Raw genomic sequence first — 14,680 nt, 5'->3', positions numbered from 1 at the left:
TATAGGGACTGGTTATGTCAGAGAAATACGATGTCATCGTCATCGGTGGCGGGCCCGGTGGCTATGTCGCCGCGATTCGCGCCGCGCAATTGGGTTACAAGACCGCCTGCATCGAGAAACGCATCAACAAGCAGGGCGATCCGGCTCTCGGCGGCACCTGCCTGAACGTGGGATGTATCCCCTCCAAGGCGCTGCTGGATTCCTCCTGGAAATACCATGAAGCCGAGGAAGCCTTCTCCGATCACGGTATCGGTGTTGGCAAGCTGAACCTGGACCTGGACACCATGCTGCAGCGCAAGGACAAGATCGTGCTGCAACTGACCGGTGGTATCGCCCAGTTGTTCAAGGCCAACAAAGTGGATTGGCTGCAAGGTACCGGCCAGCTCAAAGCCAACAAGCAGGTGGCGTTCAAGCCGCTGGAAGGGGACGAACAGACCCTGGAAGCGGAAAACGTGGTACTGGCCGCCGGCTCCGTGCCGATCGACATTCCGGTGGCGGAGGTGGATCAGCAGATCATCGTCGACTCCACCGGCGCCTTGGAATTCACCAGCGTGCCCAAGAAACTGGGCGTGATCGGCGCCGGCGTGATCGGCCTGGAGCTGGGCAGCGTATGGGCGCGCCTGGGCAGCCAGGTGACCGTGCTGGAAGCGGTGGACACCTTCCTGCCGGCGGTGGATCAGCAAATCGCCAAGGAAGCGATGAAGCAGTTCACCAAGCAGGGCCTGGACATTCACCTCGGTGCCCGGGTCACTGGCAGCAAGAAAAACAAAAATTCCGTTCGCGTTACCTATACCGATGGTGACGGCGAGCACGAAGAAACCTTCGATCGCTTGATCGTGGCCGTAGGCCGCCGTCCCTATACCGAAGGCCTGCTCAGCCAGGACGCCGGTGTGACCCTGGATGAGCGTAACTTCATTTACGTCGACAACCAGTGCCGTACCGACGTCCCCGGTGTGTACGCCATCGGTGATCTGGTGCGAGGTCCGGCCCTGGCTCACAAGGCCATTGAAGAAGGGGTCATGGTGGCGGAGGTGATCGCGGGTGAGCACACCCAGGTCAACTACGATGCCGTCCCCGGGGTGATTTATACCCACCCGGAAGTGGCGTGGGTTGGTAAAACCGAGGAAGAAGTGAAGGAATCCGGGGAGCCCTACAAAACCGGGGTGGTCCCCTTCGCCGCCAATGGGCGTGCTCTGGCCGCCGGTGAATCCGCCGGTATGGTGAAGTTCGTGGTGGACGAGAAAAGCGACCGCGTTCTGGGCATGCACGTGCTCGGCCCCCAGGCTTCAGAACTGGTGCAACAGGGCGTTATTTCCCTGGAATTCGGCGCCAGCATCGAAGACCTGCAGTTGATGGTGTTCGGTCACCCGAGCCTGTCCGAAACCGTGCACGAAGCGGCTCTGGCCACGGATTACAAGGCCATCCACGTGGCGCAACGGCGCCGCAAGAAATAAGAGTCGGGCCCCGGCGTGCCGCGCTGACCGATACCGGACGTAGTGTGTTTGCACCGCCGCGCTCCCACGGGAGCCGTCGGCGCAAACGCGGAACTTCGTCGGTTGTTGGCGTGCCACGCCGCCCCGCCTTTTGATCTTTCATCAACGACGGAATTAATGGCATGAACCTCCACGAGTATCAGTCGAAACAGCTGTTTGCTGATTACGGCCTGCCGGTTTCCAAAGGCTTCGCCTGCGACACCCCCGAAGAGGTTGCCGCCAAGACGAAGGAAATTGGTGGTGACAAATGGGTCGTCAAGGCCCAGGTACACGCGGGCGGCCGTGGTAAGGCCGGTGGTGTGAAATTGGTGGACAGCGCGGAAGAAGCGGCTGAATTCGCCAAAAAATGGCTGGGCCAGCGTCTGGTCACCTTCCAGACCGACGAGCACGGCCAGCCGGTTTCCAAAATTCTGGTGGAAACCTGCACCGACATCGCCCGGGAACTGTACCTGAGCGCGGTATTGGATCGCGCCACCCGCCGGGTGGTGTTCATGGCGTCCACCGAGGGCGGCGTGGAAATCGAGAAAGTCGCCGAGGAAACCCCCGAGAAAATCCTCAAGGCGGAAGTGGATCCGCTGGTCGGCGCGCAGCCGTATCAGGCCCGTCAAATCGCGTTCCAGCTGGGCCTGGAAGGCAAGCAGGTCAACCAGTTCGCCAAGATCTTCACCGGTCTGGCCAAACTGTTCGACGACAAGGACCTGGCGCTGATCGAAGTCAACCCGCTGGTGGTCACCGAGCAGGGCGATCTGCACTGCCTGGACGCCAAGATCAACGTGGACGGCAGCGCGCTGTTCCGCCACCCGGACATCAAGGCGCTGGAAGATCCTTCCCAGGAAGACGAGCGTGAGCGTCGCGCCGCCGAGTGGGAACTCAACTACGTGGCCCTGGAAGGCAACATCGGCTGCATGGTGAACGGCGCCGGTCTGGCCATGGGCACCATGGATCTGGTCAAACTCAAAGGCGGCCAGCCCGCCAACTTCCTGGATGTGGGCGGCGGTGCCACCAAAGAGCGTGTCACCGAAGCGTTCAAGATCATCCTCTCCGACGACCAGGTACAAGCGGTTCTGGTGAACATCTTCGGCGGTATCGTCCGTTGTGACCTGATCGCCGAAGGCATCATTGGTGCCGTGGAAGAAGTGGGCGTCGAGGTGCCGGTGGTGGTGCGTCTGGAAGGCAACAACGCCGAGCTGGGTGCGCAGAAGCTGGCCGACAGCGGCATGAACATCATCGCCGCCAAGAGTTTTGATGACGCCGCCGAGCAGGTGGTGAAAGCGGCGGGAGGTGCCAAATGAGCGTATTGATCGACAAGAACACCAAAGTGATCTGCCAGGGTTTCACCGGCAGTCAGGGCACCTTCCACTCCGAGCAGGCGATCGAGTACGGTACCCAGATGGTCGGCGGCGTGACCCCGGGCAAGGGCGGTCAGACCCATCTGGGCCTGCCGGTCTTCAACACCGTGGCCGACGCGGTCAAGGAAACCGGCGCCACCGCCTCCGTGATCTACGTACCGGCACCGTTCTGCAAGGACTCCATTCTGGAAGCGGCCGACGCGGGTATCGAGCTGATCGTCTGCATCACCGAGGGCATTCCGGCTCTCGATATGCTGTACGTGAAGGAATACATCACCCGCAAGGGCGGTGTGCGTCTGATCGGCCCGAACTGCCCCGGCGTGATCACTCCGGGCGAGTGCAAGATCGGTATCATGCCCGGTCACATTCACAAGCCGGGTAAAGTGGGCATCGTCTCCCGTTCCGGTACCCTGACCTACGAAGCGGTCAACCAGACCACCAAGCTGGGTTACGGTCAGTCCACCTGTATCGGTATTGGTGGTGATCCGATTCCGGGCACCACCTTCATCGATGCGCTGGAAATGTTCCAGAACGATCCGCAGACCGAAGCCATCGTCATGGTGGGTGAGATCGGCGGTACCGCGGAAGATGAAGCCGCTGCCTACATCAAGGAGCACGTGACCAAGCCGGTGGTCAGCTACATCGCCGGTGTCACCGCGCCTCCGGGCAAGCGCATGGGGCACGCCGGTGCGATCATCGCTGGTGGCAAGGGCACCGCGGACGAAAAATTCGCTGCCCTGGAAGCCGCCGGTGTCGTCACCGTGCGCAACCCGGCGGAAATCGGCGAAGGCGTGAAGAAAGCCACTGGCTGGTAAGGCCAGGTGGTGCCGGACCTTGAGTCCGGCCGCCAGCGCCAATGTCATCGCGGCCCGTGGGCCGCGATGCTTTTTGGGGTTCAGTCAATCAGCGCCTGATAGACCAGTGAGCGCAGGGTTTGCCGGATCGGTACCAGCGTGGACGGCATCATCTGGGCCATCTGGATGACGATCAGATCTTCACTGGGGTCGATCCAGAACTGGGTATTGGCCATGCCGGTCCAGAAATACTCGCCCACCGAACCCATGGTTTGAGCCAAGGCCGGATTGAGTACCACGCCAAAACCCAGACCGAATCCCAACCCGGCCCCCATGTGAGTATTGTTGAAACGGGGTTCGCCCATGTCGGCCATCGAGCCGGGCAGGTGATTGCTGTGCATCAATTCCACGGTCTTGCGGCCCAGCAGGCGTGCTCCGTTGAAGTTGCCACCATTGCGTAGCATCAGAGCGAAACGCAGGTAGTCGCCGGTGGTGGAGGTCAGACCACCGCCGCCGGAGAAAATTTTGGGTGGCTGAGTGAATTGCCGGCCACCGGACGCACCACTGACTTCCAGCGTGCCCCGCGGGTCAGGGGTGACTTCGGTGGGCTCGCCCTTGATGCGTGGCGGCGTGGCGCCAGCCAGGGTGTACATCTCCGCCAGCCGGTGCAATTTATCTTCGGCGACCCAGAAGGCGGTATCGTTCATGCCCAGAGGAGCAAAGATATGTTCCTCGAAATAGCGATCCAGTGATTGTCCGGAAATCACCTCCACCACCCGCCCCAGCACATCCGTGGAGATGCTGTAGTTCCACTTCGTGCCGGGGTGGAAGAGCAGCGGCATTCGTGCCGCCTGCCGGGTCATTTCCGCCAGTGAACCGTGATGGCGACTGAAGTTGATGCCGTGCTTGCGATACAGGGCATCCACCGGTGGAATGCTGGTGAAATCGTAGGCCAGCCCGGAAGTGTGTGTCAGCAGTTGCCGCATGGTGATCAGGCTGCGCGCCGGTTCCAGCTTGGGATTCTCCTCGTCCCCGCCCACACAGACCTGCATGTCGGTGAACTCAGGCAAAAATTTTGCTATCGGATCATCGAGCTGAAACAGGCCCTGCTCGTAGAGCATCATAGCGGCGACGCTGGTGACCGGCTTGGTCATCGAGTAGATACGAAAGAGGGTATCTTCGGCGATCTTTTGCTGCTGATCCGTTTTCAGGTGGCCTGCACCGCCAAACCAGGCGCAGTGCCCGCGCCGGTAAACCAGTACGCTGATACCGGCCAGCCGCCGCGATGCCACCAGCGTCCGCATCCAGTCGGCCACGCGCTCCAATCGATTGCTTGAGATTCCCACCAGCTCCGGTGTCACCAGATCGAACATATTGTTTTTCTCCAACTCATGACGACGGCGTGGCCATCGCGGAATTGCTGGCCGCGCTGGGGAATCAGCCGCCATCGTGCAAGCATTTTGCACGATATCGGCGTCGTGAAGATAGGGCGATAAGGCTGTCTCCATGCTTTTCAACGGGCGGTGGCGCACCCGTATTGTCTGTCGCGGCGGAACATGATTAGCTCAAGCTCCGGTTTTCAGGAGGAGTGGTTTGTGATGAAAAAGCACGCACAGGCTTTGATGGAAATGAAAGGGCGGACGCCCATCGCCATGTTGACCGCCTATACCTGCCCGGTGGCCCGGGCGGTGGAACGGGCATCGATTCCGGTGATCCTGGTGGGGGATACCGTGGGCATGGTGGAGATGGGCTTCGAGAGCACCCGTGACGTGACCATCGACCACATGACCTATCACGTCGGTGCCGTACGCCGTGGCGCGCCGGAAACCCACATCATCGGTGACTTGCCCTACCTGACCGACAAGGATCCGGACACCGCGCTGTGGAACGCCCGCCGCCTGATCGCCGCCGGCGCGGACAGCGTAAAACTGGAGGGCGCCAAGACCGAGGTGATCCGGCATCTGGTGGACAACGGTATCGCGGTGGTCGGACACACCGGCCTGACTCCGCAAACCGCCAAGAGCTTCACCAAGGTGGGACGCACGGAACAGGAAGCCAGGCAGGTGCTGGAGGATGCCATCGCCATCCAGGAGGCGGGTGCCTTCATGATCGTGCTGGAACACATTCCCTACGATCTGGGCGCGACGCTCACCGACACCCTGGGGATTCCCACCATCGGTATCGGTGCCGGTCCGGACTGCGACGGCCAGGTGCTGGTGATCAATGATGCCCTGGGACTGGGCGATTACTGGCCGCCGTTCTCCAAGCAGTACGCTCACGTCAGCCGCACCATTTTGCAGGTGGCGGAGGACTTCGCCGGTGAGGTGGCCTCCCGTGAGTTCCCCAACAACATCATTGCTTTCCCCGGTTCAGGGAAAGCCTGAATTCGTTCCGGTCCGGCCCTAATGTCCTTGACAGGTCGGCATGACATACGGAAGGCGGTGGATCTGTACCGGATCGCGGAGAATGACGAACGGCTCAGCCGCTATTTCGTGGAGCAGGTGGAGTCGTTTTATCAGCGTCGCCGGGGATCCCGGCCGCGCATTTTTTTCAAGGCTGGAAACGCCTGAGAGAGACTATTGCCTCGGAGGGAGTGATGAAACAACCGGTTGCCGAACTGAACACCGAGCGTCTGCGTTTGCGCCAGTGGCGGCCCGCGGATCGTGCTCCGTTCGCGGCTATGAACGCGGACCCGGAAGTGATGCAATTCTTCCCCGAGACCATGAACGAGGCGCAGAGCCAGGCCATGGCGGATCATTGCGAGGCATTGATCGCCGAACGCGGCTGGGGCTTCTGGGCGCTGGAGCAACAGCAACAGAAGCGGTTTCTGGGCTTTGTTGGCCTCAATATTCCCAACGTCATGCTGCCATTCCAGCCGTGTGTGGAAATCGGCTGGCGTTTGCGCCGCGATGCCTGGGGCAATGGCTATGCCACGGAAGCCGCCAGAGCGGTGCTCGAGTTTGGTTTTGACAACCTGGAACTGGAGGAAATCGTTGCCTTCACCAGTGTGCTGAATTATCGCTCCCAGGCGGTGATGGAGCGGCTGGGCATGGAGCGGCAGGAGGAAACCTTTGACCATCCCAGCGTGCCGGAAGGCATGCCAATACGGGAGCACTGTCTTTACCGGCTGTCCGCCGGGCAATGGCGTCGGCGCTGACCTAATCGTATAAGCGTGAACAGGAAGTCAGAGGATGAAACAGCAGGGAAGTATTAACAGGGAGGAGAGCCGGTTTTACGCACCGCCGCGGGCTGATCTGCAGGAGCGTTCCGTGCATACCGGGGATTTGATCCCCGCGGCCACTCTGACACGATGGGTCAAACGTTTTCTGTACGCCAATATCGTATTGTCAGTAGTGGGGATGGTCTCCGGGGGGCTTGAACTGAAAATGCTGATGGACTTGAAACAGGGTGCGCTACTTGCCGACGAGGTTCTGGTTGCCAACGACATGCGGCAGGCAGGGATTGGCCTGCTTCAGTTGGCGGTAAGGCTCAGCTGTTTCGTTTTGGTGGCGCGCTGGATCTATCGCGCTAGCAAGAACGCGCGCCGCCTCGGGGCGGAGGGCATGACGATTTCACCGGGATGGTCGGTGGGATGGTATTTCATTCCCATCGCCAATCTCTGGCAGCCGTTGAAGGCCATGCAGGAAATCTGGTGCGCCAGTGCCGCCCCTGCTCATTGGAAAGGCCAGCGTCCGCCAGGTTTGATGTACGCATGGTGGGCGATGTGGGTGATATCGATAATGCTGGGCAACGTAGCATTCAGTCTGACCCGCAATGCGGAATCCCTGAACCATTTCGTTGCCGCCAACCTGGCTACGATGGCGGGGGATGTCCTTGAGATTCCCCTGACGCTCAGTCTCATCATCCTGGTTCGGCGCCTCTATCTCTTGCAGCATGCTGATGAGCGCTGAACCATCGGGAGTAGGGGCGGCGGCCTTGTGTTGGAGCACGGTGTGAGCGAGCGAAAAGTCGTATTGGTCTATGACAAACAATGCCCCGCCTGCGACAACTATTGCCGCTGGGTTCGCCTGCGTGATGCGGTAGGCCCCCCGCAGCTGGTCGATGCGCGTGAGGACACTGATATCCTGCGCGAGATTACGGCCCGTGGCTGGGACATTGATCAGGGCATGGTGTTGAAGGTCGGGGATCAACTCTATTACGGTGCCGACGCCATCCACGCGCTGGCATTGATGGGCAGCCGTTCCGGGGTGTTCAACCGCCTGAATTACTGGATGTTCCGTTCGCCCAGGGTCGCGTCCGTGCTGTATCCGATGTTGCGCGCCCTGCGTAACCTGTTACTCAAGGCACTGAGGAAAAGCAAAATCAATAACCTCGGCAAAGCGAACAATGAACGCTTCTAAGTGACGTTTTCCCGTTTTTTTTTGAAAAAAGAATAAAAAGATACCGGCGGGCTCCGTCAGCCCCGAAGGGTGACGGAGGCCGGTGAGGTTCAGTGCAGAGTATCGTCGTCTTCAAAATCAAGGAACTCGTACTCGCTAAGTTCCCGTTTCAGACGGCGCTCCTCCAGCCGATCCTCGATACGATGACGCATGTCCATGTTGAAACTGCGAGCGCGGGCGCTGCGTTCCTCCTGGAGTTCCTCATCGTTGTCGTCATCGACAAGGTCAAAATCATCATTCATCAGCAGATCTTCCGATTCATAGTCACGGTCAGCGCGGCGGTTACTCATGGGGCCTCCTTTCGGTAACGAAAGCGCCGTAAACAACCGGGTGCCAAGGGGGACTCCGCGAACGAAACTCCCAACCCGACTACCTCAGCGCCTATATAACTTCTGTTTTTCCCCGATACAAGTATTTTTTTTGTTCATCGCGGATCAACCGAGGATGGGTCTCTCCATCGGGGGGCGGGTCTGCACGGAGGCCTTCTGGTGCCGGCGCTATGTGACCGTGGTCATAAGCCCGGAATCTCCATCCCCGGATGGCGGGGGAAACGCTGGCGGGCTCCGCAGAGGCTTTGTAAGCTGCCCTTTTGGGCGGCCGCGAGCGGCATGGACCCGGGATTGGGGAGATAAGAGACAATGGCGGATTGGCTGGTGGTAGTGGGCGTCAGCATGGCGGTCATGGCCACGGTGGGGCTGATCAGGCAGGCGGCCTGGCGTGGTCACAGCCTGGTCCTGTTCATATTGCCAGTGGCGGGTCTGCAGCAGGTGCAGGAGAACTGGGAGGCCTACGGCCGGCTTGCCTTGTTGCGGGTCGCGGGGCTGGCGATCACCCTGGCGGGCCTGGGACTGATGTACGTGGACTACCGCGAGAACGCAACGATTCCCTCGATGCCCGGTCAGGTGGTGAGCGGCGCCGCCAACATCACCAGCAGCCCCTTCGTGCGCTCCTCGGAAGCGGCCCTGCTGATGGCCCGTGGCGAGGGGCATCCGCTTAGCGGCCGGCTGCACGGTACCGATCTGACAACCCCCCAGGCGACTCTCGTCAATGGTGTGCTGACAGTGCACCAGGGAAACGGTGTATTGCCGGAACTGTCCGTCAGCCTGTTGTTGAACTGGTCGGCGGAGGCCATCCGCGAACGCCGCACCTTGCTGGTGTCTCCCTGGGAGGAGCAGGCACCGGAAGTGCATCTTTCCTGGACCCCCGCCGGCCAGCAATATCCGGAAACGCGCATCATAAGTAACGGCTACCGTCTTGATCTGGCACTGGCGCCACGGGATCCCGGCGGTTTCAGCGGCACCATACAACTGGTCCTGCCGGATGAGAAAAACAGCTATCTGGTGGGGGACTTCACCGCCCGCACCAATCACTTGCGCTACCGGAACGGCAAGGTGGATGCCGCTTTCGATCACCCGGACACCCTGGCCTGGGTGGCGGAGCAGTATTTGCAGACCCAGTTTCCCGCCGGGGTACTGCAAAACGTGGACGTGGAAAACGTGATCCTGCGCCGTGCCGCCGGCGAGGGCCGGGTGGAGGTGCGCCTGACCCGCTCCGATGGCGCCAGTGAACGGCGTCAGCTCGGCCTGGAGAAGACTCCGGTGGGGTGGGCGGTGACGCCGGGTTCCATGACCGGTGGCCGCCAGCCGCCGCCGGAGCCGCCGGTTCAGCCGGAGCCGGTAAAACCAAGGGGGCCGGCCACCTCGGAGCCGCTGACCGACTTGCTGGCCCTGGCGCCGCTGACCGGCACCGAGCTGACGGTACGCGAAAGCAGTGGCCGCGAGCGCACCGGTGTGCTGACCCGGGTCGCCAGTGATCGGCTCTGGCTGCGTCTGGCGCTGGGTGCGGGCAACGCCGAGATCGCCGTGGACGGCGCCCACATCGACAGCCTGGGCAGCCGCGATGGCCGCCGCTGGCAAGTGGCGACGCCCACCATTTCCGATACGCCGCCGCCAGCGCGGCCGGGTGATGACCCGGTGGCGCCGGAGACGCCTTACCAGGCATTGCTGGGACGTCAGGTGCGAGTCACCACCGGGGATGGAAAAACCCAGGAGGGGCGCTTGCAGGCGGTGGAAGGCGGGCGTATTACTTTGACTGTGCCGGTGGGTGCCGGCACAGTGGAATACTTCCATGCATTACCCGATATCGTGTCCATGGAGGCGGTTCGGTGAATATTCTGATGACCGGCGGCACCGGTTTCATCGGTGGCGCCCTGGGACATCATCTGCACAGTCTCGGTCACCGGCTGGTGGTGCTCAGTCGCCAGAGCCAGCAACGGGCGCTGGCGTCGTGCCCGCCCGGCACCCGGATAATCGCCTCATTCGATGACATTGCCGATGACGAAGCGCTGGACGCGGTGGTCAATCTGGCCGGCGAAAGCCTGTTCAGCCGCCGTTGGAGCGCGGCGCGCAAACAGCGGTTGCTGGATTCCCGGGTCGGCGTTACCCACGAGTTGGTGGCGCTGATGCGCCGTCTGCGGCAGCCGCCGGCGGTGATGGTGAGCGGCTCCGCGGTGGGCTTCTACGGCGATGCCGGTGACGCCGAGCTGACCGAACGCAGCCCGGCCCGGCGCAAGGACTTCGGTTACCGGCTCTGCGACGCCTGGGAGCAGGCCGCCCGTGAAGTCACCAGTCTGGGCGTACGGTTGACGATCATCCGTACCGGCGTGGTGCTGGGCGCCAACGGTGGCATGCTGGCCAGCTTGTTGCCCGTTTACCGGTTCGGCCTGGGCATGCGTCTCGGCAACGGTGAACAGTGGTTGAGCTGGATCCACCGGGATGATCTGGTGGCGATTCTGACCCGGGCGCTGACCGCTCCCGGCGTCGAGGGGGTGTTCAACGGTACCGCGCCGGGGCCGGTGACCCAGCGCGAATTTCATCACACCCTGGCCCGGGCGGTGCGGCGACCGGCGCCCTGGGTAATGCCGGCGCCGCTGCTGAGACTGGCATTGGGCGAAATGTCGCAGCTGATGCTCGGTGGGCAGCGCGCTTATCCCCGCCGGCTGGAAGAGCAGGGCTTCGTGTTCCGTTATCCGCACCTGGAGCAGGCCCTGGCCGATCTGGTTTGACCCCTTGAAATTCCCGCCGCCAACCCTATTTTTCTCCCATCCGAAAGCCGCACCCGACAACAAAACGGAGACCCCTCGATGAGCAGTGACCGCGAGACCCGTGGTTTTCAGGCGGAAGTGTCCCGCCTGTTGCATCTGATGATCCATTCCCTGTACAGCAACCGGGAAATTTTCCTGCGTGAGCTGGTATCCAACGCCTCCGACGCCTGTGACAAGCTGCGCTTCGCCGCGCTGGATCACCCGGAGTGGTTGGAGGAAGACCCGGAGCCGGCCATCGATCTGGCGGTGGACGCCGACGCCGGCACCCTGACCATCAGTGACAACGGCATCGGCATGAGCCGCGAGGAAGTGGTGGAGAATCTGGGCACCATCGCCCGTTCCGGCACTGAAAAATTCCTCGCCAGTCTCACCGGTGATCAGAAGAAGGACGCGCAACTGATCGGCCAGTTCGGCGTCGGTTTCTATTCCGCATTCATCGTCGCCGACAAGGTCACCGTGGAAAGCCGCCGGGCCGGAGAGAGCGCGGAGCAGGGCGTGCGCTGGGAAAGCGACGGTCAGGGCGAGTTCAGTGTGGAAACGCTGACGGTGCCGCGCCGTGGCACCCGTATTACCCTGCATTTGCGTGACGACGCCAAGGACTTCGTCGACACCGGCAAGTTGCGCGGCATAGTACGGCAGTATTCCGACCACGTGGCCTTCCCGATCCGCATGGCGGTGCCGTCCGGTGACGAGAAGGAGGAGGACGCCACCAAGCTGGAAACCCTCAATTCCGCCACCGCCCTGTGGCAGCGCCCCCGCCAGGAGATCAGCGACGACGAATACAAGAGCTTCTATCGTCACGTCAGCCATGACTTCCAGGATCCACTGACCTGGAGTCACAACCGGGTGGAAGGCAGCCTGGAGTACACCAGCCTGTTGTACGTACCGCCGCGGGCGCCGTTCGATCTGTACCACCGGGAAGCCAGCCGGGGGCTCAAGCTCTATGTTCAGCGCGTGTTCATCATGGACGACGCCGAACAGTTCCTGCCCCTGTATCTGCGTTTCATCAAAGGCGTGGTGGATGCGCCGGGCCTGCCGTTGAATGTCAGCCGTGAATTGCTGCAGGACTATGGTCCGGTGCGCAAGATCCGCGCGGCGCTGACCAAGCGGGTACTGCAGATGCTGCGCAAGCTGAGCGGTGACCAGGAAGCCTACGCCACGTTCTGGCAACAATTCGGCCAGGTGCTCAAGGAAGGGATCGGCGAGGACGGCGATAACCGTGAAGCCATCGCCGGTTTGCTGCGCTTTGCTTCTTCCACCTCGCCAACGCCGGGGAGCGTGGGGCTGGATGACTACATCGAACGTGCCGGCGAAGAGAACAAGCGGATTTACTACCTGCTGGGCGACAGCCTGAGCGCCGCGCAGAACAGCCCGCACCTGGAAGTGTTCCGCAAGAAAGGCGTCGAGGTGCTGCTGCTGGCCGAGCGGGTGGACGAATGGATGATGGGCTTCCTCACCGAGTACAAGGGGCACACCCTGGTCAACGCCGCGCGCGGTGAGCTGGACATGCCCGGCGATGACGACGACAAGGCGGAAGACCCGCGGCAGGATGCGCCGGTGCTGGGCCGTCTGGGCGAAGTGCTCAACGAGCAGGTGGAAGCGGTGCGCGCCACCGCCCGGCTGGTGGAATCCCCGGCCTGTCTGGTGCTCGGCGCCGACGAGCTGGGCCCGCAGATGCGCATGATGCTGGAAGCCGCCGGCCAGCCGGTGCCGGAGAGCAAGCCGACCCTGGAAGTGAATCTGTCCCATCCGCTGATGCAGCGCATGGCGGAGCTGGAGGACGGCGATACCTTTGCCGAACTGGCTCAGCTGCTGCTGGATCAGGCGCTGCTGGCTGAAGGCCAGTTGCCGAAGGATCCGGCGGCCACCGCCCGGCGCTTGAATCAACTGCTGCAGGATCGCGCCGAACGGGCTTGATAGGAAGGCCGGGCAACGGACCCGGAGCAGGAAAGTGGCGTAAGGTGGAAAGATCCGGCCCAGGCTCTTATGATGCCGGAAATTCGCGGCGCGGCCCCGGGGTCGTGCCGCCGGACAAAGGATGCCCTGCATGACGCAACATACCGCGGCCATTCTCGGTGGCGGCAGCTTCGGTACCGCCATGGCCAGTATCCTGGCGGAAAACGGTCACGGCACCCGGCTCTGGGTGCGCGATCCGGAAACCGCCGCGGCCATCAATGAAGACCGTGAGAACCCGCGCTATCTACCAGGGCAGGCCCTGCCGGCCGGCGTGGTGGCATCCGAGAGCCTGGAAGAGGTGCTCAAGGGCGCCGATTTGGTGTTCGTCGCGGTCCCCAGCAGCGCCTTCGTGGAGGTCCTCGGCCAGGCCCGCGATTGGGTGCCGGACGGCACCATCGTGGTCAGTTGCACCAAGGGCATCCTGGAAGACGGCTTCCTGCTGATGAGCCAGGTGTTGCAGCGCGAATGGCCGCACACCCGGGTCGGGGTGCTCAGCGGCCCCAATCTGGCGCGGGAGATCGTGGAACGCAAGTTCACCGGCACCGTCATCGCCAGTGGTGATGAAGAACTGCGCGCCACCATTCAGAAAGCCCTGAGCTGTGATTACTTTCGTGTCTACGACAACCCGGACCTGTATGGTGTGGAGCTGGGCGGGGCGCTCAAGAACATCTACGCGGTGGCGTCCGGGATGGCGGCGGCCATCGGCGTTGGCGAGAACAGCCGCAGCTTCATGCTGACCCGGGCCCTGGCGGAGATGAGCCGCTTCGCCGTGGGGTTGGGCGCTAATCCGCTGACCTTTCTGGGGCTGGCCGGGGTGGGCGACCTGATCGCCACCTGTTCCTCGTCGCTGTCCCGCAATTACCGGGTCGGTTACGAGCTGGGGCAGGGCAAGTCACTGGAACAGGCAGTGGCGGACCTGGGACAGACCGCGGAAGGGATCAACACCATCAAGCTGGTGGCGGAGCGGGCCAGGGAGCTGCAGGTCTATATGCCGCTGGCCACCGCCCTCTACGACATCATTTACGATCATCAGCCGCTGGACACCATGGTGATGAGGCTGATGAGTGGCGAACACAAACACGATGTGGAATTCAGCTTCCACGGAGCCTCATCTTGAGAGTTTACCTGTGCCGTCATGGTGAAGCGCTGGCCAAGGCCCCCACTGACGCGGAGCGCCCGCTGACCGAACGGGGCCGCGCGGAAGTGTTGTCCCTGTGGCAAACCTTGCGTGAGGAAGGGGTAAGCGTGGGCCGCCTGGTGGCCAGCCCCTACCGGCGCGCGCAGCAGACCGCGCTGTGCATCGCTCAGGCGTTCGGCGGCATGGAACAGGAATCCTGCGGTTACCTGGTGCCCGAGGCCCAGCCAGAGCGGTTTCTGGAGTGGTTGATGCTGCAGCCGGAGCAGGAAAACCTGGTCCTGGTCAGCCACATGCCGCTGGTGTCCTTGCTCACCGCCACCTGGATTGGTGAGCCGTGCTCCCGTCCGGCGTTCCGGGTCGGTTCGGTGGCGGCGCTGGATGTGGACGTGGCCGCCGCCAACGGTGCCCGCCTATTATGGTTGCGCGGGCCGGAGCGGCCCTGCTGAC

At 62.3% G+C, this 14,680-nt stretch carries 15 protein-coding genes; 13 read left to right on the top strand and 2 right to left on the bottom strand.

Annotation, left to right across the window (positions count from 1 at the left end; genetic code table 11):
* Positions 1–14 precede the first annotated feature (14 nt).
* The 3 genes from lpdA to sucD all read left to right on the top strand — a co-directional run bounded on the left by lpdA (position 15) and on the right by sucD (position 3,657).
* Positions 15–1,454: a dihydrolipoyl dehydrogenase gene (gene lpdA / locus CRO06_RS14060; RefSeq protein ID WP_022994657.1), complete on the top strand. Its 1,440-nt coding sequence runs from the start codon at positions 15–17 to the stop codon at positions 1,452–1,454.
* Between the two features lie 161 nt (positions 1,455–1,615).
* Entirely contained in the window at positions 1,616–2,785 is a 1,170-nt protein-coding gene (gene sucC, locus CRO06_RS14055) for an ADP-forming succinate--CoA ligase subunit beta (protein WP_014995016.1), read from the top strand.
* Positions 2,782–3,657, top strand: coding sequence for a succinate--CoA ligase subunit alpha (sucD, locus tag CRO06_RS14050; RefSeq protein ID WP_014995015.1), 876 nt, complete (start codon positions 2,782–2,784; stop codon positions 3,655–3,657). The genes sucC and sucD overlap by 4 nt, the downstream gene beginning before the upstream one ends.
* 80 nt (positions 3,658–3,737) lie before the next feature.
* Here sucD and CRO06_RS14045 read toward each other — a convergent pair whose 3' ends face one another.
* Complete coding sequence (locus CRO06_RS14045) at positions 3,738–5,009, bottom strand: serine hydrolase domain-containing protein (RefSeq protein ID WP_022996015.1); 1,272 nt, start codon at positions 5,007–5,009, stop codon at positions 3,738–3,740.
* 225 nt (positions 5,010–5,234) lie between these two features.
* Here CRO06_RS14045 and panB point away from each other — a divergent pair, with 225 nt between their 5' ends.
* From panB to CRO06_RS14020, 5 genes are read left to right on the top strand one after another with little or no spacing between them, the layout of a single operon-like run.
* Positions 5,235–6,020, top strand: coding sequence for a 3-methyl-2-oxobutanoate hydroxymethyltransferase (gene panB, locus CRO06_RS14040; protein ID WP_022996014.1), 786 nt, complete (start codon positions 5,235–5,237; stop codon positions 6,018–6,020).
* Positions 6,021–6,041: 21 nt separating this feature from the next.
* Complete coding sequence (locus CRO06_RS14035) at positions 6,042–6,206, top strand: hypothetical protein (RefSeq protein ID WP_179746612.1); 165 nt, start codon at positions 6,042–6,044, stop codon at positions 6,204–6,206.
* A 26-nt stretch (positions 6,207–6,232) separates the two neighbouring features.
* Positions 6,233–6,793: a GNAT family N-acetyltransferase gene (locus CRO06_RS14030; protein WP_097058706.1), complete on the top strand. Its 561-nt coding sequence runs from the start codon at positions 6,233–6,235 to the stop codon at positions 6,791–6,793.
* Between the two features lie 34 nt (positions 6,794–6,827).
* On the top strand, positions 6,828–7,547 hold the full coding sequence (locus CRO06_RS14025; protein ID WP_097058705.1) for a DUF4328 domain-containing protein: 720 nt from the start codon (positions 6,828–6,830) through the stop codon (positions 7,545–7,547).
* A 42-nt stretch (positions 7,548–7,589) separates the two neighbouring features.
* Positions 7,590–7,997, top strand: coding sequence for a DCC1-like thiol-disulfide oxidoreductase family protein (locus CRO06_RS14020; RefSeq protein ID WP_097058704.1), 408 nt, complete (start codon positions 7,590–7,592; stop codon positions 7,995–7,997).
* Positions 7,998–8,086: 89 nt separating this feature from the next.
* Here CRO06_RS14020 and CRO06_RS14015 read toward each other — a convergent pair whose 3' ends face one another.
* The gene (locus CRO06_RS14015) at positions 8,087–8,326 is read right to left on the bottom strand and encodes a PA3496 family putative envelope integrity protein (RefSeq protein WP_014995007.1); all 240 of its coding nucleotides are present in this window, start codon (positions 8,324–8,326) and stop codon (positions 8,087–8,089) included.
* 348 nt (positions 8,327–8,674) lie between these two features.
* On the opposite strand from CRO06_RS14015, the gene CRO06_RS14010 reads away from it, so the two are divergent.
* The 5 genes from CRO06_RS14010 (at position 8,675) to sixA (ending at position 14,679) form a co-directional block, all read left to right on the top strand.
* Positions 8,675–10,204 (top strand): LSm family protein, encoded by a 1,530-nt coding sequence (locus CRO06_RS14010; protein ID WP_026949602.1) that lies wholly within the window; start codon positions 8,675–8,677, stop codon positions 10,202–10,204.
* Positions 10,201–11,100 (top strand): TIGR01777 family oxidoreductase, encoded by a 900-nt coding sequence (locus tag CRO06_RS14005; protein WP_063141540.1) that lies wholly within the window; start codon positions 10,201–10,203, stop codon positions 11,098–11,100. The genes CRO06_RS14010 and CRO06_RS14005 overlap by 4 nt, the downstream gene beginning before the upstream one ends.
* Positions 11,101–11,178: 78 nt before the next feature.
* Positions 11,179–13,056 (top strand): molecular chaperone HtpG, encoded by a 1,878-nt coding sequence (gene htpG / locus CRO06_RS14000; RefSeq protein ID WP_097058703.1) that lies wholly within the window; start codon positions 11,179–11,181, stop codon positions 13,054–13,056.
* A 130-nt stretch (positions 13,057–13,186) separates the two neighbouring features.
* Positions 13,187–14,212 (top strand): NAD(P)H-dependent glycerol-3-phosphate dehydrogenase, encoded by a 1,026-nt coding sequence (locus tag CRO06_RS13995; protein WP_022996006.1) that lies wholly within the window; start codon positions 13,187–13,189, stop codon positions 14,210–14,212.
* Positions 14,209–14,679, top strand: coding sequence for a phosphohistidine phosphatase SixA (sixA, locus tag CRO06_RS13990; RefSeq protein ID WP_097058702.1), 471 nt, complete (start codon positions 14,209–14,211; stop codon positions 14,677–14,679). Before CRO06_RS13995 ends, sixA begins: the two co-directional genes overlap by 4 nt.
* Position 14,680 lies beyond the last annotated feature (1 nt).

It is taken from the genome of Alloalcanivorax xenomutans (assembly GCF_900217905.1).
Taxonomy (GTDB): Bacteria; Pseudomonadota; Gammaproteobacteria; order Pseudomonadales; family Alcanivoracaceae; genus Alloalcanivorax; species Alloalcanivorax xenomutans.
This window is presented reverse-complemented; position numbering and strand designations above follow the sequence as displayed.

Excerpts from the sequence above, each read along its gene's own strand:
- panB (WP_022996014.1), top strand. The coding sequence starts at position 5,235 with ATGAAAAAGCACGCACAGGCTTTGATGGAAATGAAAGGGCGGACGCCC.
- CRO06_RS14025 (WP_097058705.1), top strand. The coding sequence starts at position 6,828 with ATGAAACAGCAGGGAAGTATTAACAGGGAGGAGAGCCGGTTTTACGCA.
- lpdA (WP_022994657.1), top strand. The coding sequence starts at position 15 with ATGTCAGAGAAATACGATGTCATCGTCATCGGTGGCGGGCCCGGTGGC.
- CRO06_RS14045 (WP_022996015.1), bottom strand. The coding sequence starts at position 5,009 with ATGTTCGATCTGGTGACACCGGAGCTGGTGGGAATCTCAAGCAATCGA.
- htpG (WP_097058703.1), top strand. The coding sequence starts at position 11,179 with ATGAGCAGTGACCGCGAGACCCGTGGTTTTCAGGCGGAAGTGTCCCGC.
- CRO06_RS13995 (WP_022996006.1), top strand. The coding sequence starts at position 13,187 with ATGACGCAACATACCGCGGCCATTCTCGGTGGCGGCAGCTTCGGTACC.
- sucC (WP_014995016.1), top strand. The coding sequence starts at position 1,616 with ATGAACCTCCACGAGTATCAGTCGAAACAGCTGTTTGCTGATTACGGC.
- CRO06_RS14035 (WP_179746612.1), top strand. The coding sequence starts at position 6,042 with ATGTCCTTGACAGGTCGGCATGACATACGGAAGGCGGTGGATCTGTAC.
- CRO06_RS14010 (WP_026949602.1), top strand. The coding sequence starts at position 8,675 with ATGGCGGATTGGCTGGTGGTAGTGGGCGTCAGCATGGCGGTCATGGCC.
- CRO06_RS14015 (WP_014995007.1), bottom strand. The coding sequence starts at position 8,326 with ATGAGTAACCGCCGCGCTGACCGTGACTATGAATCGGAAGATCTGCTG.
- CRO06_RS14030 (WP_097058706.1), top strand. The coding sequence starts at position 6,233 with ATGAAACAACCGGTTGCCGAACTGAACACCGAGCGTCTGCGTTTGCGC.
- sucD (WP_014995015.1), top strand. The coding sequence starts at position 2,782 with ATGAGCGTATTGATCGACAAGAACACCAAAGTGATCTGCCAGGGTTTC.